Origin of the sequence: Rhizobium sp. X9 (assembly GCF_018873185.1) — a bacterium.
In the GTDB taxonomy this organism is placed as follows: Bacteria; Pseudomonadota; Alphaproteobacteria; order Rhizobiales; family Rhizobiaceae; genus Agrobacterium; species Agrobacterium oryzihabitans.
This window is the reverse complement of sequence record NZ_CP071311.1, coordinates 1,792,688-1,812,038: the sequence shown is the minus strand read 5'-3', so window position 1 is coordinate 1,812,038 and position 19,351 is coordinate 1,792,688. Positions and strand designations below refer to the sequence as shown.

Sequence of the window (19,351 nt, the reverse complement as noted above, 5' to 3'; positions counted from 1 at the left end):
TTTCTCCGCAATTGTTGCCCCGCGTTTTACTTATGCTCAATCGTGTAGAAGCCGACATTGATGGTCCCCTCGGTAAAGCCGGCTTCGCAGTAGCAGAGGTAATAATCCCAGAGCCGCCGGAAGCGGTCGTCGAAACCAAGGAGCGAAATCGTCTGCCATCGCGCATGGAAACGCTGCCGCCATTCCGCCAGCGTGCGGGCGTAGGACTGGCCGAAAAGCTCCGTATCGGTCAGGCTCAGGCCCGCTCTGCCAATTGCTTTTTCAAGCGCTTCGTCAGATGGCAGGAAGCCGCCCGGAAAGACGTATTTCTGGATGAAGTCAGCCTTGCGCCGGTAATTGTCGAACCGACCAGGTTCGATGGAGATGATTTGCAGCACCGCGCGGCCGCCGGGTTTCAGGCAGCGTTTCAGCGTTTCGAAATAGCTCGGCCAATAGGCTTCCCCGACCGCTTCGAACATCTCGACGGAAACGATACGATCGAATTTACCGTCGACATCGCGATAGTCTTCCAGTTTCAGATCGATGCTTCCCGCCCTGTCCGCTTTTTCGGCTGCTGCTTTTGCCCAGTTCAATTGTGAGGGCGAAAGGGTGATGCCTGTCACGTCGGCATTGGCCTCGGTAGCCAGGTGGATGGCGAGTGCGCCCCAGCCGCAGCCGATTTCCAATATGCTTTCGCCGCCATTCAATTGGAGTTTGTCCGCGATGCGGTCGAGTTTTTTCAGCTGGGCCGCCTCAAGCGTCGGCGTCGTGTCGTCGAAGATCGCGGAGGAATAAAGCATCGAGGGATCGAGCCATTGCCTGTAGAACTCGTTACCCAGATCATAATGCGCCTCGATGTTGCGACGGCTGCCGCGTCTGGTATTGGCGTTGAGCCTGTGACCAAGGCGGTTGAGAAGGCGCATCGGCGGGCTGCCGCGCATCGAACCCGTGAAGGCTTCGCGGTTCTGGGCCGCAAAACGGATCAGCGTCGTAAGATCCGGCGTCGTCCAGTCGCCATCGATGAAACCCTCGGCAAAACCGATATCGCCGTTGAGGATCAGCCGCCTCAGCGCGCGCCAGCGATCGAGGACAAGCGTTGCCTCGCAGCCGTCTTTTTCGCCGTATTTTTCAACGACGCCGCCGCCTGGAAGAATGACGCGCAGCCTTCCGGTTGAGACCTTGTTCAGCAGCCTGCCCATGAGCCAGCCGCCGGGGCCGGCGCTGCGGTTGGAAAGTCTGTTTTCGGCCGATGCTTGCGTAAGATTGTCAAACGGGGTCATTTATCTTGGCCTCGATTTGCGGCGATGAAGGATGAACGAAAGAGATGGGTGAAGAGGGCGGCAGCGGACGCTTGCGGAACCGCACGCCCTTCAGCCAGATTTTGAGCGCTTCCCAGTGAATGCCGCCGATCACCCTGAGCGTGAGAAAGGGGATGGCGAAGAATGCTTTCAGAAGGGCGGCGTCGGTCAGTTCGACGCGCCGGGCGAGGTGCCGGGCGGTCAGAACCGGCCCTTCGCCGTCGAAGGTGTCGATGACGATCTTCAGCCTGTCACCGGGCGGTATGACGCGGAAAACATAGTGGAGGTCCATGTCCATGAACGGTGAGACATAGAAGGCCTTGTCGCAGCGCTGGACGATTTCCGCCGCACCGTCTGCCTCAACCGGGATCAGATAGGAGTGTCTTTCGCCGAACGTATTGTCGACTTCCCAGAGAATGGCCTTCAGCGATGCGTCCTGCCCGTAGCAGAAGAACACGCTCAGCGGGTTGAAGGCCCAGCCCAGCAGACGCGGCATGGTGAGCAGACGTATCGGCCCGCCATCCACCGGCACGCCCGCCGCCAGCATCGAGGTCTCGATCTGCTGGCGAAGTCCGATCGTGCTCCTGTCGCCGCGGTCCCTGCGATGGAAAGAAAACAGGTTGAACCGGTCCACGGAGAAAAGTCGCAGCTTTTTGTCGAGCGTATCCAGCTCGTCGAGGTCGAGAAGCAGCGAATAAATCCGGTAGGCCAGCCTGTGCGCTTTCGGTTTGAAGCGCGCATGGGTCACATGTCCGGGAAAGAGTGCGGAGGCGAGGTGAGGCATCATGCTATCGCCTCTATGAGTTCGGTGTCGGTCGCAATCGCCGTCATATCAAGGCGAACAATCCGGCCGCTGTCTTCGGCGACCTGCCAGGGGCGCTTCAGCCCGCCCAGGTCTTCCGCGACCGCAAGGCCTGCCTGAATGCCGTCTTCATGAAAACCCGAGCCGAAATAAGCGCCGCAGAACCATGTGTTTCGCAACCCCTGCAGGGCCCAAAGTTCCTGCCGCATCTGTTCGGTGCCGGCGTCGAAAACAGGGTGGTGGTAGGTTTCCTCGGCGATGATCTTTCCCTGCTCCGGCTCCCGCGCCGGATTGAGCGTTACGAAGGTGTCAGGGGTGTCGCCCAGCGGCTGAAGCTTGTTCATCCAGTAGGTGATGCTTGGCTGACCCGTTTCAATGCGGGTATCTGCCACATAGTTCCAGCTTGACCAGGCGGCGCGCCGGCGCGGCATGAAACTGCTGTCGGTATGAAGCACCGCCCTGTTTTTCGTGTAGGTGAATGCCCCGAGAATGCGCCGTTCGGCGCGCGTTGCATCGCTCAGCATATTCAGTGCCTGATCGGCATGCGTTGCGATCACCACATCGTCAAAACGCTCGAATTCGCCACTTTCCCCGGCGATTTCGACGTAACCCGGGATACGGCTGATATGTTTGACCGGCGTCGACAGCCGGATGCGGTCGGCGAATGGCGTCGTGATGCGTTTGACATATTCCTGAGCGCCGCCGACGACAGTGCGCCAGACGGGCCGGTTGCGCAGCAAAAGCAGGCCATGGTTGCTGCAGAATTTTATGAAATGCGCCGCCGGGTAACGGCCCACCTCCATTGCCGGCGTGGACCATATGGCGGCCGCCATGGGATAGAGGTGGTCATCTCGGAACGCCGACCCATAGTGATTGCGCGACAGGTAATCGTCGAGCGACATGTCGCCCATGACGGGCAGGTCGCGCGGGGCGTTGCGGTAAAAGCGCAATAGATCTGACAGCATCGCCCAGAAGCGTGGCCTGATGGCGTTTCTCTTCTGCGCCAGAAGGCCGAAGCCGGTGCCGCCGGAATATTCGAAACCGCCGTCATTCAGCGAAACGGCAAAGGACATGTTGGATGCCGCGGTCGGCACATCCAGTGTTTTGAAAAGTGCTGTGAGATTGGGATAGGTCGTTTCATTATAGACGATGAAACCGGTGTCTACGGAAACAGGTCCTTTTTCAGTCGGGAAAGTCACCGTGTTGCTGTGGCCGCCGACGCGGTCCGCCGCCTCGAAAACCGTGACATCATGCCGTTGCGACAAAAGCCAGGCTGCGGACAGGCCGGAAATGCCTGTTCCGATCACGGCGATGTTTCGCCGGCTGTCTTTTCTTTTGGCTTCGGTGTCGAACATGTTTCCTCGCTATTGCATTCACAATTCAGCCTTTGGGACTGCGACAGATACGAGGGAGCTGATCGATAAGTTTCACGGCCGCGCAGATTTTTCGGAATTTTGTCTGCTGCCTGAAACTCTTTTGCCGTCTCGGCCGTAGTTGCATCACCAAAGGCGGCGTGATGCCCTTTGATACAGCGAGCGGAATGGTGATGATGTCTGTTGTGGTAGCCCTTGCCGTATTGATGTCGCTTCTGATGGCGGCAGCCTGGGCGTTGCAGCGATTGACGGGCTCAAGCGGCTGGATCGATACCGTCTGGTCCGCGAGTGTGGGGCTCGGCGGCATTGTCGCGGTCCTGTTTTCCGATGGAGATGCCTGGCGTCGGGGAGCTGCTGTTTTTCTCGTGATCGTGTGGTCGCTGCGGCTTGCCGGTCATATCGGTCTGCGCACGAGGGGCGGCGGAGAGGATCCGCGTTATGCGAAACTGATCGAGCAATGGGGCAGCAATGCTTCGCTGCGGCTTTTCGGTTTCCTCCAGATCCAGGCCATCGCCGCCTTTGTGCTGGTGCTCGCCGTCTATCTCGCCGCCAGCAACCCTCAGGCTTTTCCACGCTTTACCGATCTGATTGCCTTACTCGTCGCGGCCGGTGCGCTTGTCGGTGAAGCCATATCCGATGCGCAGCTTTCGCGGTTCAGAAAAACACCGGCGGCCAAAAACAGCGTCTGTGAGATGGGTCTCTGGCGCTACTCCCGTCATCCGAACTACTTTTTCGAATGGCTTTTCTGGTGTGGCTTTCCATTGCTGGCCATCCATGCGCAACCCTGGTCATGGATGTCGCTTGCCGCGCCGGTCATGATGTACTGGTTGCTCGTCCATGTCTCCGGCATTCCGCCACTCGAAGAACACATGCTGAAGTCGCGCGGCGAAAAATTCCGCGCCCTGCAGAACCGCGTCAACGCTTTTTTTCCGGGGCCACGTAAAAACGAGGATATGCCATGAACATGCTCGCATTCGCCATCAATGCAGCCGAGCGCGCGCCGCTGAGCGACAGCATCACCCTTGCCGGCATCGACCTTCTCTGCGCGCGCACCAAGCGCCGGCTTGCCGGCCTGCCGGCGGACGCCGAGCCGGCATTTGCGGCAGACATGGTGAGATTTCCCGTCGCTACCCATACGGACGACGCAAACAGGCAGCATTACGAAGTACCGGCGGAGTTTTTCGCGATCGTTCTCGGCGCGCAAAGAAAATATTCCTGCTGCTTTTATCCCGATGCTGACACCACGCTTGATGACGCTGAAACTTTTGCGCTGGCACAAACCGTGTCACATGCCCGCTTGCAGGATGGCATGGATATTCTTGAGCTCGGTTGCGGCTGGGGCTCGCTCTCCCTTTACATGGCAGGCCGTTTTCCCAATGCACGGATTACGTCTGTTTCGAACTCTGCTTCGCAGCGCCAATATATAATCGAGCGCGCGAAAGAGCGCGGGCTCTCCAATCTGTCTGTGGTAACGGCTGATATGAATGATTTCACGACCGACGGCCATTTCGATCGTGTCGTATCGGTGGAAATGTTCGAGCACATGTCGAACTGGCAGACGTTATTTGAGCGCGTCCGCTCGTGGTTGAAGCCGGAAGGCAGGTTCTTCCTGCACGTCTTCAATCACCGCGACCGATCCTATCGTTTCGATCATGGCAATCCGGCAGACTGGATCGCGCAGCATTTCTTCACCGGCGGCATCATGCCGGCTTTCGATCTTCCGCATCGTTTTGACGGGCTTTTCAACGTGGAGCGGGATTGGCGCTGGTCAGGATCGCATTATCGCCGAACGGCTCTCGACTGGCTGAAGAATTTCGATCGGGAGATAGATCGCATACGGCCAATCCTACAGCGCGTTTATGGCGCCGATGCGAGATTGTGGGAAAGACGCTGGCGGCTGTTCTTCCTCGCGACGGCAGGCCTCTTCGGACATGATGACGGAGAGGTATGGGGCGTCGGGCACTATCTGATGAGACCTGCCTAGCTTGCCAGATGCGCTTGGTACTACTGGGTCGGGGCTGGCCCGGCCCGGCATCCGAGTTTGGTCAGTAGGGCGAACGACACTGCATCCGCGTCCCGGCCGACGCCATATAGGTGTTGTCGGTCGGATGGTAAGATGTGTAACGCGCCGCGCACCATTTGATATGGCTGACTTCTTCCTGAGACAGGGCGTATCCGTTCGACGCGCCTTCCTCACCCTTTCCTGCGGCAAAGGCCGATGCGGGGGAGGCGGGCTGCGTCTTTTCCTGCAAATCCCTGGCAGGTTGTATGATGCTCAGCGCATGGGCGGGCACGACGGAAGCGGCAGATAATGCGACGCCAAGAGCGAGCGCGGAGATGGTCTTCGGCATCCTCAACATCGATAAATCCTCGTTATTCGTTCGAGATGCTAACGAAAATTTAGGAAATTCGTTCCCGATGGCTATTGACGCCACACGAACACGTGATTCTCCGAGGGGCCCGAGTGACCTGAAGTTGAAGTCCATCGGCGCCACACTTCCATGCTGGCGGAGATGGCGTGCCGTCAATTCGACGTCGGGTCCTTGCCGCACTGCTCGTTGACAAGCGGAAAATCCGGTCGGATAGTCGGCCGGCAATCATGCAAACGGGAGTCTTCAATGATTAACAGGGTTGTCATTCTCTCATCCTTTGCGCTGCTGGCTTCGGCGGCGTTTGTCTCCCCCGCAGCGGCACTCACCATGAAGGAGTGCAGCGTGAAATATCAGGCGGCGAAAGCCGACGGATCCGCCAAGGACGTCAAGTGGAACGATTATCGCGCCAAGTTCTGCGGCAGCGATGCGGCGGCCGAAGACGCCGCCGATGACAAGCAGGTCGCGGCCACAACTGAGAAAGAACCCGAAAAGGCGACGATAAAGGCCCCGAAGGGCGTCGCTTTTCCGAGTGCTGTCGATAAGAAATATTCAAGCGAGACCCCTGGTAAGGCCCGCCTGAAGACCTGCGTCGATTCCTATCACAAGAACAAGAATGACGGCACGCTCGGCGATCTGAAATGGATCCAGAAGGGCGGCGGCTACTGGAGCCTGTGCAATACGGCACTGAAGAGCTGACACGGTTCCGTGACGGTTGACGTCGCTGACCCGCCGAGGCGTCATGAGGCCTGCAAACCCCGCTCGACCAGGGTGGGGTTTGCCGCAGGCAACCCCGTTTTCGGGTGGGTAAAATCTGCGAATGGTTTGCTTTTCAACATCTTGATAGAAAGAGCTAACCCTGCGGTTTGACCCGCATACAGCAATTCAACGGTTGAGGTTGTCGCGTGATGGCCGACCGATAATGTGGGCGGATGACCAGACGATTTCGAAACTATCTCGCCGTGCTGGCCATATCATTGCTGATGTGGACGGTTATTCTGGGCGTCGTTTACTGGTTCTTCCAATAGAAATTGCCGCAGTCTCTCGACTGAAATCAATCACGTCCTGCTTCCCCGGCTAACGCAAATTTCAGGTGTGTGGCAATGAGCGGCCCCATTTTGGCTTTTCTGGCGTGGCCTTATGGTGGCGCCACATCAGGAAAGGGCCATCATGAAAGAATCACTCGCCGTCATGTGTTTTACCGTCTTGTCTTTGTCAGCCGCTTCCAGCGCGCTTGCCGAGGATCTGGTGATTCCACTTCCGAAGGATACGACGGTCGAAAAGGTCGAGACCGTTTATCAATGCGCCGCCGATAAGGTCGAAGCGACCTATTTCAACGCCGGTGATATCAGCCTTGTCCGGCTGGGGCTGAAGGACGGCGTCGTTGTTGCCGCAAACGTCATTTCAGGCTCGGGAGCCAGATACCAGGGCGGTGTCCATGTCTGGTGGTCGAAGGGTGAGGAGGCTGATTTTTACGATTTGATGGCGGACCCGGAAATGAAGAAACCGGTTCATTGCGTGGAAGTGAAGAAGACCTGATCGTCGGCGGCCGACTGAAGGGAGCGGCGGCAGGGCGGTTGTAAAAACCTTGCCATGCCGCCGGTCAGTGTTGAATTGCGCGCGTGATGTGTTCAGCCAAGAACGAGCGACACGAGCAGCGCCAGCAGGATGAGAGAGCTTGCGACAACGCCAAGCTTCACCCGTCTAAGGCGGCGGGTACGACCGCCGCTCCAGTCATAAGCCATTGGCAGCTTTACCTTTCTTTTTATTATTATGACTTATTACTAGCTCCCTAGGCTTGCCCGTGGCTGACCTCAATTGCCAGAATGTATAGGCGAGAAATCGCGATTTCCCTGTCTTATCCGAATGTTGCAGCGCTTCGGGCGGCTGATTCCCTTTACGTCTTCTCCGAATGCCGGATGCTGATTTTCGAGGCCGAATGAGGCGTTGGAAGCGGCGGCTCCGATGTTCGCACGGCACAAAAAAGGCCCGGAAAACTTTGTTTCCGGGCCTGTCGATCGCTGGTCGTTTCGGGTTGGTTCAGCCGAAGTAAGGCGTGATGTAGGGCCAGACCTCGATCACGCCGTGGTAAAGCATGTTGAGCGCCACATAGATGATGACCATCAGGCCGAGATAGGAAATCCAGCGGTAGCGGTGCAGCAGCTTGGCGACGAAGTTGGCGGCAAGACCCATGAGCGCGATCGAAACGACGAGGCCGATGATGAGCACCGTCACATGTTCCTGCGCGGCGCCAGCCACGGCAAGGACGTTGTCCAGCGACATGGAGACGTCGGCGATGACGATCTGGGTTGCGGCCTGGAAGAAAGTCTTGTGACCCTTTGTCAGATCGGCCTCTTCGTCCGTCACCTCGTCTTCGATGGAACCTGCGGCCTCGCGCAGTTCTGACCACATTTTCCAGCAGACCCAGGCCAGCAGCAGGCCGCCGAAAAGTTGCAGGCCGACGATGGACAGAAGCTGGACGGTGACGGCGGCAAAGCCGATGCGCAGAACCGTGGCGGCGATGATGCCGACCAGGATCGCCTTGCGGCGAAGATGCGCGGGAAGGCCGGCGGCGGCAAGGCCGATGACAATGGCATTGTCGCCCGCCAGAACGAGATCGATCGCAATGACCTGTAAGAATGCCGTAAAACCGGCGGCTGTGAAGATTTCCATGGGATGGTCCTGAAACGGATGGAAGGTCGCGCGGGAGAACGCGGCTGATCGAGATGTGGCATGGGTGCGCACCCGGCGCATCGTTCCGCTCGCCCGTCTCCCCCCGGCGATGACGTTTCCTTAAGCCATGATGACGGTCGAGGTAAAGAAGTTGTGATGAAGAAAAAGCTTGTTTAGCAATTCGATTGTGCGAAGAGGAGCGTCTGTGGGTTCCCGCCCGCTCATTCCCTCCGCTCCTGTTGCGGCAAGGTTGAAGCGGCTTTGAATATCGTAAAGCGCACACCATATAGGCGCCTTGAGGCACGCGATCAGCGTGTGCGAACGCGCTTTAACAATTAAGTCTTGCGCATTCGCTTACAAAGCCTTAAACGGCGACACCAAACCGGTTCGCCGGGGAAACTACTTCACGTTCACAGGAAGCAATTCACATGGCAAAGAGCAAGTTTGAGCGCAATAAGCCGCACGTCAACATTGGCACGATCGGTCACGTTGACCATGGCAAGACGTCGCTGACCGCCGCGATCACGAAGTTCTTCGGCGAGTTCAAGGCGTATGACCAGATCGACGCCGCGCCTGAAGAAAAGGCACGTGGTATCACGATTTCGACGGCCCACGTTGAGTATGAGACGCCGAACCGTCACTACGCGCACGTTGACTGCCCCGGCCACGCCGACTACGTGAAGAACATGATCACCGGTGCTGCCCAGATGGACGGCGCGATCCTGGTTTGCTCGGCTGCTGACGGCCCGATGCCGCAGACCCGCGAGCACATCCTGCTTGCCCGTCAGGTTGGCGTTCCGGCAATCGTCGTGTTCCTCAACAAGGTCGACCAGGTTGACGACGCCGAGCTTCTCGAGCTCGTTGAACTGGAAGTTCGCGAACTTCTGTCGTCCTACGACTTCCCGGGCGACGATATCCCGATCATCAAGGGTTCGGCACTTGCTGCTCTTGAAGACAGCGACAAGAAGATCGGTGAAGACGCGATCCGCGAGCTGATGGCTGCTGTTGACGCCTACATCCCGACGCCTGAGCGTCCGATCGACCAGCCGTTCCTGATGCCGATCGAAGACGTGTTCTCGATCTCTGGCCGTGGTACGGTTGTGACGGGTCGCGTTGAGCGCGGTATCGTCAAGGTTGGTGAAGAAGTCGAGATCGTCGGCATTCGCCCGACCTCGAAGACGACGGTTACCGGCGTTGAAATGTTCCGCAAGCTGCTCGATCAGGGCCAGGCCGGCGACAACATCGGTGCGCTGGTTCGCGGCGTTACCCGTGACGGCGTTGAGCGTGGTCAGATCCTGTGCAAGCCGGGTTCGGTCAAGCCGCACAAGAAGTTCATGGCAGAAGCCTACATCCTGACGAAGGAAGAAGGCGGCCGTCATACGCCGTTCTTCACGAACTACCGTCCGCAGTTCTACTTCCGTACGACGGACGTGACGGGTATCGTTTCGCTGCCGGAAGGCACGGAAATGGTTATGCCTGGCGACAACGTCACCGTTGAAGTCGAACTGATCGTTCCGATCGCGATGGAAGAAAAGCTGCGCTTCGCTATCCGCGAAGGCGGCCGTACCGTCGGCGCCGGCATCGTGGCTTCGATCGTCGAGTAATATTCAAACCCGCAAGGGCTTGAGGAAAACCCCGCTGGAGACAGCGGGGTTTTTGCTTTGTACGGTGCTGGGGATTTTAACGCGCTCCCAGATTCAACAATATTGTCGCCCCTCTCAACCTATGAGATAGATATTCAACGCTGGGGGGTGCGGCATGTTTTTGAAATATACTTTGATACTGCTGAAATCTTTTACGCTTCTGGTCGTCGGTGTTGTCGGACTATGGTTCGTGTTGCTCACGGTTTACGTGGTCGCGCCGACCGAGCTCACAGATTCGGCTTCCGAGGAATTCACCTACGGCCTGGAATCCGCCTACAGCCCCGTGACAAAGTTTTTCAAGCGGGTGGCTCGTAGCGACAGGGCACCGTTCGAGCTGGCTTTCGGATTTGATCCCCGGTGGGCAGGCAGCGATTCGGATATCACATTGTGGCTTGGCCGTTGCGCGGGTAGTTATCCGGACGTCAGTACGGCTGCGAAATTCGTTTCCGGCTTCACGGCGTTGCAGGATCGTATCCCACGAGAGCGAAATCTAGCGAAATATGAAATGCAGAGACTGCAGGAGAGATCCAGAAACTTCTCCATCACTATCATTTGTCTCGGTATGCTGACGACGATATTTGCAGGCCTGAATTCATCGGAGTATTCGCAAGCGGGCAGGCGCTTTGGCTCCCATATAAAAGTTCTCGCCATTGTTTTTCCCGCAACCGTTACGGCCGTCACGGCCTTGTCGTCCCTTCTTGCGGGGCAGGATCAGATTGCCAAACAGGCACAAATCCACTTTGGGCTTATAACGTTGAGTTCGGAAATCTCATCGCAGGTTTTAACGATGAATTGCCCGTCCACCGGTACCGAAGCCGCTCCGCTACTTGCGACGCTGGGTGATTGGAGCAGACGGTTCAGCGATATCGTTGCAAGCGCGAACAGGCCGGGGCCAGAGCAGCAGCCTAAACATGCCACCAGCGCCGATGTTGCCTCGGAAGAAGCAGGTAGATAGATGGCTCGATTTATCCTCCACAGGGCGCAGGAACTCACGCTGACCTTTGTTGTGCAATTCGCTGGATGATGTGTGAAAAAACAAAAAACACACTTGCCATTCTTTTCCCTGCACCTTAAAGGAGCGCATACCGAATTGACCAAGCGATTTTCGCGGTCAGTTTTGGTCTGAAGGGGTATAGCTCAGCTGGTAGAGCGGCGGTCTCCAAAACCGCAGGTCGGGGGTTCGAGCCCCTCTGCCCCTGCCACTTTCCATTCGCAAGCGCGGGTCTTCGCTGCGTGGCAGATGGGTGCCGGATTTCCGGCGAATTTCGCCGAATGTCGATTTCCTCTTGTTAAAAGGGGAATCGGTGTTTATGTAGGGTCAAAACAGACACGCGGTGCGTGGGGCTGATCAGTATCGGCTTTACGCGCCGTAATTGCGTGGGCAGTCAATGGCATCCAAAACCAATCCGTTTACGTTTCTGCAGCAGGTTCGCGCCGAAGCGTCAAAGATCACTTGGCCATCGCGCCGCGAGACCATGATTTCGACGGCTATGGTGCTCGTGATGGTCATTTTTGCGGCTCTGTTCTTTTTTGCTGCTGACCAGCTCATCGGCTGGCTGCTCAGCCTCGTGCTGAACGTCGGTCGGTAACGAATTGAACGGAGAATAAAAATGGCAGCGCGTTGGTATATCGTTCACGCCTATTCGAATTTCGAAAAGAAGGTCGCCGAGTCGATCGAAGAAAAGGCCCGCCAGAAGGGCCTTGATCATCTTTTCGAGAAAATCCTCGTTCCGACCGAAAAGGTTGTCGAGGTGCGTCGCGGCCGCAAGGTCGACAGCGAGCGCAAGTTCTTTCCAGGTTACGTGCTGGTGCGCGCCAACCTGACGGATGAGGCCTATCACCTCATCAAGAACACGCCGAAGGTTACCGGTTTCCTCGGGTCGGACAATAAGCCTGTTCCGATTCCGGATTATGAAGCCGAGCGTATCCTTGGTCAGGTTCAGGAAGGTGTCGAGCGTCCGAAGTCTTCGGTTTCGTTCGAGATCGGCGAGCAGGTTCGCGTTTCCGACGGTCCGTTCGCGTCGTTCAACGGCGTGGTTCAGGATGTCGACGAAGAGCGTTCGCGCCTGAAGGTGGAAGTTTCGATTTTCGGCCGCGCTACGCCGGTCGAGCTGGAATACAATCAGGTCGAGAAGGTCTGATTGGAGGGGTGAAACCCCAAGCCGCGTGGAAGGCAAACTGGCTCTCTAAGCCGGGGCAGGGCGCCGCACCACGCAACCGCAGCCGCCGGAGCGATCCGGCTAGAAGAGAAGCCGGGCAACCGGTTTGAATTGAAAGGCAGAGAGATATGGCTAAGAAAGTTGCAGGCCAGCTCAAGCTGCAGGTAAAGGCCGGGGCGGCCAATCCGTCCCCGCCGATCGGTCCTGCACTTGGTCAGCGTGGCATTAACATCATGGAATTCTGCAAGGCGTTCAATGCCGCCACGCAGGAAATGGAAAAGGGTATGCCGATCCCGGTCGTCATCACCTATTACCAGGACAAGTCCTTCACCTTCGTCATGAAGCAGCCGCCGATGACGTATTGGCTGAAGAAGGAAGCCAAGATCACCTCCGGTTCCAAGACGCCTGGCAAGGGCGCCAAGATCGGCTCCATCACCAAGGCTCAGGTCAAGACGATCGCAGAAGCCAAGATGAAGGATCTGAACGCAGCCGACATCGAAGGCGCAATGGCAATGGTTGAGGGCTCCGCCCGCGCCATGGGCCTGGAAGTGGTAGGTTGATCATGGCCAAGGTAGCAAAGCGCATTCAGAAGATCCGCGAAGGTGTGGATCCCAACAAGCTTTACGTTCTCACCGACGCCATTTCGATGGTCAAGGAACGTGCTGTCGCCAAGTTCGACGAAACCGTTGAAGTTTCGATGAACCTCGGCGTTGACCCGCGCCATGCGGACCAGATGGTTCGTGGCGTTGTCAACCTGCCGAACGGCACCGGCCGTGACGTTCGCGTCGCCGTTTTCGCCCGTGGCGCCAAGGCTGATGAAGCCACGGCTGCTGGCGCTGACGTTGTTGGTGCAGAAGAACTGGTTGAAATCGTTCAGGGCGGCAAGATCGACTTCGATCGTTGCATCGCGACCCCGGACATGATGCCGCTCGTCGGCCGTCTCGGCAAGGTACTCGGCCCGCGTGGCATGATGCCGAACCCGAAGGTCGGTACGGTGACGATGGATGTTGCCGGCGCCGTCAAGGCGTCCAAGGGCGGCGCTGTCGAGTTCCGCGTCGAAAAGGCCGGTATCGTACACGCTGGCGTTGGCAAGGCTTCGTTCGACGCCAAGGCTCTTGAGGAAAACATCAAGGCTTTCGCCGATGCCGTCATCAAGGCAAAGCCGACCGGCGCCAAGGGCAACTATGTCAAGCGCGTCGCAATTTCCTCGACCATGGGTCCGGGCGTCAAGATCGACCCTTCGTCGGTTACGGCTTAATCAATTCTCGCGTTTCCTTCGGGGAGCGTGACTAAAAGAATTTCCGGCTCTCAGGGAGCCGGAGATTTCCGGGGAAACCCGGAACTCCTGTCCGAGATTGCAGGTGGCCACGTCTTTCGGGATTTGGCCTTAATCATTCAACCTGCATGAGACGGGTGAGGCTGGATTTGAGGCATCTTTCGATGCCTGACTGTCCGGTTCGAACCTGGTGTGCCTGTGCCTGAAGCCGTTTGCGGCGACAGAGCGGGGGACAGGATCCTCGAGCGTCGCTCGGGATCTTTGTAAAAAGGTCCCTTGGGGCAAAGGCAAACCCGACGGGTTCACACTTATGTGGCCCCGTCTACTGGAGACAGACAGTGGAAAGAGCGGAAAAACGCGAATTCGTCACGGAGCTGAACGAAGTCTTCAAGGCTTCCGGTTCGGTTGTCGTGGCCCACTATGCTGGTGTCACCGTTGCGCAAATGAACGACTTCCGTTCGAAAATGCGCGCTGCCGGAGGCACCGTCAAGGTCGCGAAGAACCGCCTGGCCAAGATCGCTCTTCAGGGCACGGAGTCGGAAGGGATGACAGATCTCTTCAAGGGCCAGACGCTGATTGCATACAGCGTCGACCCTATGATCGCTCCGAAAGTCGTCATGGATTTCGCCAAGACCAACGACAAGGTCGTTGTTCTCGGCGGCGCCATGGGTGCAACCACGCTCAACGCCGATGCAGTCAAGTCGCTTGCGACCCTGCCTTCGCTGGACGAGCTGCGCGCAAAGCTGCTGGGCCTTCTCAATGCCCCGGCAACTCGCGTCGCTACGGTTGTCGCCGCACCTGCAAGCCAGCTGGCTCGGGTGTTCTCGGCTTACGCCAAGAAGGACGAAGCCGCTTAAGGCGGTTTTTCGCTGTAAATATTCAAACCGGTTCGAACCGAATTAAAGGAACTGAAAAATGGCTGATCTCGCAAAGATCGTAGAAGACCTCTCCACCCTGACCGTTCTGGAAGCTGCAGAACTGTCGAAGCTTCTCGAAGAAAAGTGGGGCGTTTCCGCTGCTGCTCCGGTAGCAGTTGCTGCTGCTGGCGGCGCTGGCGTTGCTGCTGCTGTTGAAGAAGAAAAGACCGAATTCGACGTGATCCTCGTTGACGCTGGCGCCAACAAGATCAACGTCATCAAGGAAGTTCGCGCTATCACGGGCCTCGGCCTGAAGGAAGCAAAGGACCTCGTTGAAGGCGCTCCGAAGCCGGTCAAGGAAGCCGTTTCCAAGGCTGAAGCTGCCGACCTCAAGAAGAAGCTTGAGGACGCAGGCGCCAAGGTTGACGTTAAGTAATCTTGCGATTGCTGGCGGGAAGGGGCTTCAGGCCCCTTTCCGTCGTTATCGTTTTTAAAACTTATTACCCAAAAGCCGCTTGAAAATGGCTTTTGGGTAATGGGTTCTTCAAGAGAATGGTTCCGAACCGGCTCATCTAGGCAATCCGGCCTGATCGATCCGGGATGTGGAACGAGATTGATGATACCCATTGCTTGACGGGATCGACTGGCCATCGGTTCCCGTCCGTTGCAGGCCCGGATGCAATTTTAAAGGAGCGACGATGGCTCAGACCCTTTCGTTTAACGGTCGTAGGCGCGTACGCAAGTTTTTCGGCAAAATTCCAGAAGTAGCGGAAATGCCGAACCTCATCGAGGTTCAGAAGGCTTCGTACGACCAGTTTCTCATGGTTGACGAGCCCAAGGGTGGCCGTCCCGACGAGGGATTGAATGCCGTATTCAAATCCGTATTCCCGATCACCGATTTCTCGGGCGCATCCATGCTCGAATTCGTATCCTACGAATTCGAAGCGCCGAAGTTCGACGTCGAGGAATGCCGTCAGCGCGATCTGACCTATGCTGCGCCGCTGAAAGTGACGCTGCGCCTCATCGTGTTCGATATCGACGAGGATACAGGCGCGAAGTCCATCAAGGATATCAAGGAACAGTCCGTCTACATGGGCGACATGCCGCTCATGACCAATAACGGCACGTTTATCGTCAACGGTACCGAGCGCGTCATCGTTTCGCAGATGCACCGTTCGCCGGGCGTGTTCTTCGATCATGACAAGGGCAAGAGCCATTCTTCCGGCAAGCTGCTCTTCGCCGCCCGCGTCATTCCTTACCGCGGTTCCTGGCTCGACATCGAGTTCGACGCCAAGGACATCGTCTATGCGCGTATCGACCGTCGCCGCAAGCTGCCCGTGACCTCGCTCCTGATGGCGCTCGGCATGGATGGCGAAGAAATCCTGTCGACCTTCTATACCAAGGCTACCTACGAGCGCTCCGGTGACGGCTGGCGTATTCCGTTCCAGCCTGACGCACTGAAGAATGCCAAGGTCATCACCGACATGATCGACGCCGACACCGGCGAAGTCGTTGTCGAAGGTGGCAAGAAGCTGACCCCGCGCCTTATCCGCCAGCTCGTGGACAAGGGCCTGAAGGCACTCAAGGCGACTGACGAAGACCTCTATGGCAACTTCCTTGCCGAAGACATCGTCAACTACTCGACGGGCGAGATCTATCTCGAAGCCGGCGACGAAATCGACGAGAAGACGCTTGGTCTCATTCTCCAGTCCGGCTTCGACGAGATTCCGGTCCTCAACATCGACCACGTCAATGTTGGCGCCTACATCCGTAATACGCTCTCTGCCGACAAGAACCAGAACCGTCAGGAAGCGCTGTTCGACATCTACCGCGTCATGCGTCCGGGTGAACCGCCGACCATGGATTCGGCGGAAGCGATGTTCAACTCGCTGTTCTTCGATGCCGAACGTTACGATCTCTCGGCCGTTGGCCGCGTGAAGATGAACATGCGTCTCGACCTCGACGCGGAAGACACCGTGCGCACGCTGCGCAAGGAAGACATCCTCGCGGTCGTCAAGATGCTGGTCGAACTGCGTGACGGCAAGGGCGAAATCGACGACATCGACAACCTCGGCAACCGCCGTGTTCGTTCGGTCGGCGAGCTGATGGAAAACCAGTACCGCCTCGGCCTTCTGCGCATGGAACGTGCGATCAAGGAACGTATGTCCTCGATCGAAATCGACACCGTGATGCCGCAGGACCTGATCAACGCGAAGCCGGCAGCCGCCGCCGTTCGTGAATTCTTCGGTTCCTCGCAGCTGTCGCAGTTCATGGACCAGGTGAACCCGCTTTCGGAAATCACTCACAAGCGCCGTCTTTCGGCTCTTGGACCGGGTGGTCTGACCCGCGAGCGCGCCGGCTTCGAAGTCCGCGACGTTCACCCGACCCACTATGGCCGTATTTGCCCGATCGAAACGCCGGAAGGCCCGAACATCGGTCTGATCAACTCGCTTGCCACCTTTGCCCGCGTCAACAAGTACGGCTTCATTGAAAGCCCGTACCGCAAGATCATTGACGGCAAGGTGACGACGGACGTGATCTACCTCTCCGCCATGGAAGAGGCCAAGTACTACGTCGCACAGGCCAATGCCGAACTCGATGGCGAAGGCGCCTTCACTGAAGAGTTCGTCGTCTGCCGTCACTCGGGCGAAGTCATGCTCGCACCGCGCGACAACATCAACCTGATGGACGTTTCGCCGAAGCAGCTCGTTTCGGTCGCGGCGGCTCTCATTCCGTTCCTGGAAAACGACGACGCCAACCGCGCTCTCATGGGCTCGAACATGCAGCGTCAGGCCGTTCCGCTTCTGCGGGCGGAAGCGCCGTTCGTCGGCACCGGCATGGAACCGATCGTTGCCCGTGACTCCGGCGCTGCCATCGCGGCTCGCCGCGGCGGTGTTGTCGACCAGGTGGATGCGACCCGTATCGTTATCCGCGCTACGGAAGACCTCGATGCCGGCAAGTCGGGCGTCGATATCTACCGTCTGCAGAAGTTCCAGCGTTCGAACCAGAACACCTGCGTCAACCAGCGTCCGCTGGTCGCCGTCGGCGATCTGATCTCCAAGGGTGACATCATCGCGGACGGTCCGTCGACCGACCTCGGCGACCTGGCACTCGGCCGCAACGCGCTCGTCGCGTTCATGCCCTGGAACGGCTACAACTACGAAGACTCGATCCTGATGTCGGAGCGTATCGTTTCCGACGACGTGTTCACCTCCATCCACATCGAAGAATTCGAAGTGATGGCACGCGACACGAAGCTTGGTCCGGAAGAAATCACGCGCGACATTCCGAACGTTTCGGAAGAAGCGCTGAAGAACCTCGACGAAGCCGGTATCGTTTACATCGGTGCGGAAGTTCAGCCGGGCGACATCCTCGTCGGCAAGATCACGCCGAAGGGCGAAAGCCCGATGACGCCGGAAGAAAAGCTTCTGCGCGCCATCTTCGGTGAAAAGGCTTCCGACGTTCGCGACACGTCCATGCGCATGCCTCCGGGCACGTTCGGTACGGTCGTGGAAGTCCGCGTCTTCAACCGTCACGGTGTGGAGAAGGACGAGCGCGCGATGGCTATCGAGCGCGAAGAGATCGAGCGTCTGGCAAAGGACCGCGACGACGAACAGGCAATTCTTGACCGTAACGTCTACGGCCGCCTGATCGACATGCTGCGTGGTCACGTTTCCATCGCCGGTCCGAAGGGCTTCAAGAAGGGCGTCGAGCTTTCCAACGCTGTCGTCTCCGAATATCCCCGCTCGCAGTGGTGGATGTTTGCAGTCGAAGACGAGAAGGCTCAGTCCGAACTGGAAGCGCTTCGCGGCCAGTACGACGAATCCAAGTCGCGCCTTGAACAGCGCTTCATGGACAAGGTCGAAAAGGTCCAGCGCGGCGACGAAATGCCTCCGGGCGTCATGAAGATGGTCAAGGTCTTCGTTGCTGTTAAGCGCAAGATCCAGCCGGGCGACAAGATGGCCGGCCGTCACGGTAACAAGGGCGTCGTCTCGCGTATCGTTCCGGTCGAGGACATGCCGTTCCTCGAAGACGGCACGCATGTCGACATCTGCTTGAACCCGCTCGGCGTGCCTTCGCGCATGAACGTGGGCCAGATCCTCGAAACCCACCTCGCATGGGCATGCGCAGGCATGGGCAAGAAGATCGGCGAGATGCTCGAAGAGTATCGCAAGACGATGGACATCAGCGAGCTTCGCACCGAACTCACCGAAATCTATGCGAGTGAATCGCATGACGAGGTGCAGCGCTTCGATGACGAATCGCTGGTCAAGCTTGCCGAAGAAGCCAAGCGCGGTGTTTCCATCGCGACCCCGGTCTTCGACGGTGCGCATGAGCCCGACGTTGCCGCGATGCTGAAGAAGGCAGGTCTGCATGAATCCGGTCAGTCCGTTCTTTATGACGGTCGTACCGGTGAGCCGTTCGACCGCAAGGTCACCGTCGGCTACATGTACATGATCAAGCTGAACCACCTTGTCGACGACAAGATCCACGCTCGCTCGATCGGTCCTTACTCGCTCGTTACCCAGCAGCCGCTGGGCGGCAAGGCGCAGTTCGGCGGACAGCGCTTCGGGGAAATGGAAGTCTGGGCTCTGGAAGCATACGGCGCGGCTTACACGCTGCAGGAAATGCTCACCGTCAAGTCGGATGACGTGGCGGGCCGCACCAAGGTCTACGAAGCGATCGTCCGTGGCGACGACACCTTCGAGGCCGGTATCCCCGAGAGCTTCAACGTTCTCGTCAAGGAAATGCGGTCGCTCGGTCTTTCGGTCGAACTGGAGAACTCGAAGATCGAGAACCAGCCCGAAGACCAGCTGCCCGACGCGGCGGAATAAAAATGAGAGAGGCGGGCGCCTTTTGGGCGCCTGCCGGCTCCCGCATCGGCCAGGCCGCTGTGGGACACTTTCGCCGCATTGTGCGGT

At 57.9% G+C, this 19,351-nt stretch carries 18 protein-coding genes and 1 tRNA gene; 14 read left to right on the top strand and 5 right to left on the bottom strand.

Features of this window, described 5'->3' with window-relative positions:
• Positions 1–26: 26 nt before the first annotated feature.
• The 3 genes from JZY08_RS08920 to JZY08_RS08910 are packed head-to-tail and all read right to left on the bottom strand — an operon-like array spanning position 27 to position 3,434.
• A complete protein-coding gene (locus JZY08_RS08920; RefSeq protein WP_216329939.1) occupies positions 27–1,259 on the bottom strand; it encodes a cyclopropane-fatty-acyl-phospholipid synthase family protein in 1,233 nt (410 codons plus the stop codon).
• The gene (locus JZY08_RS08915; protein ID WP_216329938.1) at positions 1,246–2,064 is read right to left on the bottom strand and encodes a DUF1365 domain-containing protein; all 819 of its coding nucleotides are present in this window, start codon (positions 2,062–2,064) and stop codon (positions 1,246–1,248) included. Before JZY08_RS08915 ends, JZY08_RS08920 begins: the two co-directional genes overlap by 14 nt.
• Positions 2,061–3,434 (bottom strand): NAD(P)/FAD-dependent oxidoreductase, encoded by a 1,374-nt coding sequence (locus JZY08_RS08910; RefSeq protein ID WP_216329937.1) that lies wholly within the window; start codon positions 3,432–3,434, stop codon positions 2,061–2,063. Before JZY08_RS08910 ends, JZY08_RS08915 begins: the two co-directional genes overlap by 4 nt.
• A 191-nt stretch (positions 3,435–3,625) precedes the next feature.
• On the opposite strand from JZY08_RS08910, the gene JZY08_RS08905 reads away from it, so the two are divergent.
• Together JZY08_RS08905 and JZY08_RS08900 are read left to right on the top strand one after the other, a co-directional pair.
• The gene (locus JZY08_RS08905) at positions 3,626–4,414 is read left to right on the top strand and encodes a DUF1295 domain-containing protein (protein ID WP_216331532.1); all 789 of its coding nucleotides are present in this window, start codon (positions 3,626–3,628) and stop codon (positions 4,412–4,414) included.
• Positions 4,411–5,436 (top strand): cyclopropane-fatty-acyl-phospholipid synthase family protein, encoded by a 1,026-nt coding sequence (locus JZY08_RS08900; protein ID WP_216329936.1) that lies wholly within the window; start codon positions 4,411–4,413, stop codon positions 5,434–5,436. Before JZY08_RS08905 ends, JZY08_RS08900 begins: the two co-directional genes overlap by 4 nt.
• 61 nt (positions 5,437–5,497) lie before the next feature.
• Here JZY08_RS08900 and JZY08_RS08895 read toward each other — a convergent pair whose 3' ends face one another.
• Complete coding sequence (locus JZY08_RS08895) at positions 5,498–5,812, bottom strand: BA14K family protein (RefSeq protein WP_035242767.1); 315 nt, start codon at positions 5,810–5,812, stop codon at positions 5,498–5,500.
• 258 nt (positions 5,813–6,070) lie between these two features.
• Here JZY08_RS08895 and JZY08_RS08890 point away from each other — a divergent pair, with 258 nt between their 5' ends.
• Positions 6,071–6,520, top strand: a complete 450-nt coding sequence (locus tag JZY08_RS08890; protein ID WP_003495145.1) for a hypothetical protein — start codon at positions 6,071–6,073, stop codon at positions 6,518–6,520.
• A 471-nt stretch (positions 6,521–6,991) separates the two neighbouring features.
• Positions 6,992–7,360 (top strand): MliC family protein, encoded by a 369-nt coding sequence (locus JZY08_RS08885; protein WP_216329935.1) that lies wholly within the window; start codon positions 6,992–6,994, stop codon positions 7,358–7,360.
• A 501-nt stretch (positions 7,361–7,861) separates the two neighbouring features.
• On the opposite strand, the gene JZY08_RS08880 is transcribed toward JZY08_RS08885, so the two are convergent.
• Complete coding sequence (locus JZY08_RS08880) at positions 7,862–8,494, bottom strand: TerC family protein (protein WP_216329934.1); 633 nt, start codon at positions 8,492–8,494, stop codon at positions 7,862–7,864.
• A gap of 428 nt (positions 8,495–8,922) precedes the next feature.
• On the opposite strand from JZY08_RS08880, the gene tuf reads away from it, so the two are divergent.
• The 10 genes from tuf to rpoB all read left to right on the top strand — a co-directional run bounded on the left by tuf (position 8,923) and on the right by rpoB (position 19,264).
• A complete protein-coding gene (gene tuf / locus JZY08_RS08875) occupies positions 8,923–10,098 on the top strand; it encodes an elongation factor Tu (protein WP_003495154.1) in 1,176 nt (391 codons plus the stop codon).
• Between the two features lie 154 nt (positions 10,099–10,252).
• The gene (locus JZY08_RS08870; RefSeq protein ID WP_216329933.1) at positions 10,253–11,092 is read left to right on the top strand and encodes a hypothetical protein; all 840 of its coding nucleotides are present in this window, start codon (positions 10,253–10,255) and stop codon (positions 11,090–11,092) included.
• A gap of 171 nt (positions 11,093–11,263) precedes the next feature.
• Positions 11,264–11,339 (top strand) — tRNA-Trp (locus JZY08_RS08865).
• Between the two features lie 186 nt (positions 11,340–11,525).
• Complete coding sequence (secE, locus tag JZY08_RS08860) at positions 11,526–11,726, top strand: preprotein translocase subunit SecE (RefSeq protein ID WP_003523719.1); 201 nt, start codon at positions 11,526–11,528, stop codon at positions 11,724–11,726.
• 21 nt (positions 11,727–11,747) lie between these two features.
• Entirely contained in the window at positions 11,748–12,278 is a 531-nt protein-coding gene (gene nusG, locus JZY08_RS08855; RefSeq protein WP_137037899.1) for a transcription termination/antitermination protein NusG, read from the top strand.
• 146 nt (positions 12,279–12,424) lie between these two features.
• The gene (gene rplK, locus JZY08_RS08850; RefSeq protein ID WP_003507702.1) at positions 12,425–12,856 is read left to right on the top strand and encodes a 50S ribosomal protein L11; all 432 of its coding nucleotides are present in this window, start codon (positions 12,425–12,427) and stop codon (positions 12,854–12,856) included.
• A 2-nt stretch (positions 12,857–12,858) separates the two neighbouring features.
• The gene (gene rplA / locus JZY08_RS08845) at positions 12,859–13,554 is read left to right on the top strand and encodes a 50S ribosomal protein L1 (protein ID WP_003523724.1); all 696 of its coding nucleotides are present in this window, start codon (positions 12,859–12,861) and stop codon (positions 13,552–13,554) included.
• A gap of 356 nt (positions 13,555–13,910) precedes the next feature.
• The gene (gene rplJ / locus JZY08_RS08840; RefSeq protein WP_216329932.1) at positions 13,911–14,429 is read left to right on the top strand and encodes a 50S ribosomal protein L10; all 519 of its coding nucleotides are present in this window, start codon (positions 13,911–13,913) and stop codon (positions 14,427–14,429) included.
• A gap of 58 nt (positions 14,430–14,487) precedes the next feature.
• Positions 14,488–14,865, top strand: a complete 378-nt coding sequence (gene rplL, locus JZY08_RS08835; protein WP_035224052.1) for a 50S ribosomal protein L7/L12 — start codon at positions 14,488–14,490, stop codon at positions 14,863–14,865.
• 262 nt (positions 14,866–15,127) lie between these two features.
• Positions 15,128–19,264 carry a DNA-directed RNA polymerase subunit beta gene (gene rpoB, locus JZY08_RS08830; RefSeq protein WP_082182566.1) on the top strand — a complete coding sequence of 1,379 codons (4,137 nt, stop codon included), beginning with the start codon at positions 15,128–15,130 and terminating at the stop codon, positions 19,262–19,264.
• Positions 19,265–19,351: the final 87 nt, after the last annotated feature.

What these genes read in the sequence shown, in the direction of transcription:
- JZY08_RS08920 (WP_216329939.1), bottom strand. Translation starts at nt 1,259, where the DNA reads ATGACCCCGTTTGACAATCTTACGCAAGCATCGGCCGAAAACAGACTT.
- JZY08_RS08915 (WP_216329938.1), bottom strand. Translation starts at nt 2,064, where the DNA reads ATGATGCCTCACCTCGCCTCCGCACTCTTTCCCGGACATGTGACCCAT.
- JZY08_RS08910 (WP_216329937.1), bottom strand. Translation starts at nt 3,434, where the DNA reads ATGTTCGACACCGAAGCCAAAAGAAAAGACAGCCGGCGAAACATCGCC.
- JZY08_RS08905 (WP_216331532.1), top strand. Translation starts at nt 3,626, where the DNA reads ATGATGTCTGTTGTGGTAGCCCTTGCCGTATTGATGTCGCTTCTGATG.
- JZY08_RS08900 (WP_216329936.1), top strand. Translation starts at nt 4,411, where the DNA reads ATGAACATGCTCGCATTCGCCATCAATGCAGCCGAGCGCGCGCCGCTG.
- JZY08_RS08895 (WP_035242767.1), bottom strand. Translation starts at nt 5,812, where the DNA reads ATGTTGAGGATGCCGAAGACCATCTCCGCGCTCGCTCTTGGCGTCGCA.
- JZY08_RS08890 (WP_003495145.1), top strand. Translation starts at nt 6,071, where the DNA reads ATGATTAACAGGGTTGTCATTCTCTCATCCTTTGCGCTGCTGGCTTCG.
- JZY08_RS08885 (WP_216329935.1), top strand. Translation starts at nt 6,992, where the DNA reads ATGAAAGAATCACTCGCCGTCATGTGTTTTACCGTCTTGTCTTTGTCA.
- JZY08_RS08880 (WP_216329934.1), bottom strand. Translation starts at nt 8,494, where the DNA reads ATGGAAATCTTCACAGCCGCCGGTTTTACGGCATTCTTACAGGTCATT.
- tuf (WP_003495154.1), top strand. Translation starts at nt 8,923, where the DNA reads ATGGCAAAGAGCAAGTTTGAGCGCAATAAGCCGCACGTCAACATTGGC.
- JZY08_RS08870 (WP_216329933.1), top strand. Translation starts at nt 10,253, where the DNA reads ATGTTTTTGAAATATACTTTGATACTGCTGAAATCTTTTACGCTTCTG.
- secE (WP_003523719.1), top strand. Translation starts at nt 11,526, where the DNA reads ATGGCATCCAAAACCAATCCGTTTACGTTTCTGCAGCAGGTTCGCGCC.
- nusG (WP_137037899.1), top strand. Translation starts at nt 11,748, where the DNA reads ATGGCAGCGCGTTGGTATATCGTTCACGCCTATTCGAATTTCGAAAAG.
- rplK (WP_003507702.1), top strand. Translation starts at nt 12,425, where the DNA reads ATGGCTAAGAAAGTTGCAGGCCAGCTCAAGCTGCAGGTAAAGGCCGGG.
- rplA (WP_003523724.1), top strand. Translation starts at nt 12,859, where the DNA reads ATGGCCAAGGTAGCAAAGCGCATTCAGAAGATCCGCGAAGGTGTGGAT.
- rplL (WP_035224052.1), top strand. Translation starts at nt 14,488, where the DNA reads ATGGCTGATCTCGCAAAGATCGTAGAAGACCTCTCCACCCTGACCGTT.
- rpoB (WP_082182566.1), top strand. Translation starts at nt 15,128, where the DNA reads ATGGCTCAGACCCTTTCGTTTAACGGTCGTAGGCGCGTACGCAAGTTT.